This window comes from Caballeronia arationis (genome assembly GCF_001544975.2).
GTDB lineage: Bacteria > Pseudomonadota > Gammaproteobacteria > Burkholderiales > Burkholderiaceae > Caballeronia > Caballeronia arationis.
This window is the reverse complement of sequence record NZ_FCOG02000499.1, coordinates 1-993: the sequence shown is the minus strand read 5'-3', so window position 1 is coordinate 993 and position 993 is coordinate 1. Positions and strand designations below refer to the sequence as shown.

The following is a 993-nucleotide window of genomic DNA, read 5'->3' as shown; positions in this document are numbered from 1 at the left end:
CGGCCTCCGTGACTTCCTTGCTCAGAAGCTCGACGCATCCGCCGTAGACATCAATCTGTAATTGGACGTAGATGGTCGTACCGTCGTCAATCGTCATTTGTTTTTCCGGATTGCTCTCGATCTGGGCGGCTGGTTTCGCAAGCGCGTCGTAATCGCTGCGCCTGTGAGATTCATATCGGCTCGCTTCATTTGAATGGCAGCCTTGACCGCTTCATCGGTCTCGGTGGCCAACAGCTGCAAGTCGGCGATACCGAACAGGCTCTCAAGCTCGGCGCGCATCTCGAACTCCTCGAACCGCTCATACATCTTGACGAGCTGCCTTGCATCGCCCGCGCGGACCTTAGTAGCTGCCGCTAACTTGCCAAGGATGGTCGCCGCTTTCCGCTGCACGGCGACGTGAGTCATCTGGGTGCCGCCTCTTGACTTGATGATCTCTTCGACGGCCCGCCTTTTCATACTCGTGAGCACGCGCGCTCGTTCCATGTATGCGGCGGTTGTGTCCTGCGTGTGTTGCGTCATTTGGATCTAGGAAAAGCTTTAATCACAACGTTGCCGGTGGGCGGGGGCCCCGATGCCGACCCTACTGGTGCATAACGGCATTCCCGGGCTGGTTTTTAGTCCTTCTTGCACATCGCCCTGACGCCAAAGCCTATCCAATGCCGCCCGAAGTCAAGCTTCCGTGCCAGATCGACGCGCAGGCCGTCTCAGAGCGGCACCTTCGACGAGTCTTTGAATTGTGGTTGCGCCACTAGTTGGTCGCGCACGGTCTTAGCGGTCTTGCCGGGTGTCCCAGACACGAAGGATCGCTATAGCAATAGGTTCGTCCGCGTAGGCCGGCAGGACTTCGTAGTGAAGTTCGTAGCGTCCAGCGAGGCACACCCACCGATGCACTTCGCGCGCCGGGGGTCCATCGTAACCGTCTAGTTCTTCCCCGATACGATGAAAATGGTCCTGCCCCAGGCGCTCCGCCTCGTCGAGCAGCGCGTTGACGAC

At 58.7% G+C, this 993-nt stretch carries 2 protein-coding genes; both read right to left on the bottom strand.

All coding sequences use genetic code 11. The annotated features are described in order from the left end of the window. Nucleotides 1–93 precede the first annotated feature (93 nt). Nucleotides 94–468 carry a hypothetical protein gene (locus tag AWB81_RS43475; RefSeq protein ID WP_144444413.1) on the bottom strand — a complete coding sequence of 125 codons (375 nt, stop codon included), beginning with the start codon at nucleotides 466–468 and terminating at the stop codon, nucleotides 94–96. A 300-nt stretch (nucleotides 469–768) separates the two neighbouring features. Next, the coding region (locus AWB81_RS43470) for a hypothetical protein (RefSeq protein WP_062644772.1) at nucleotides 769–993 on the bottom strand (225 nt) is incomplete at its 5' end.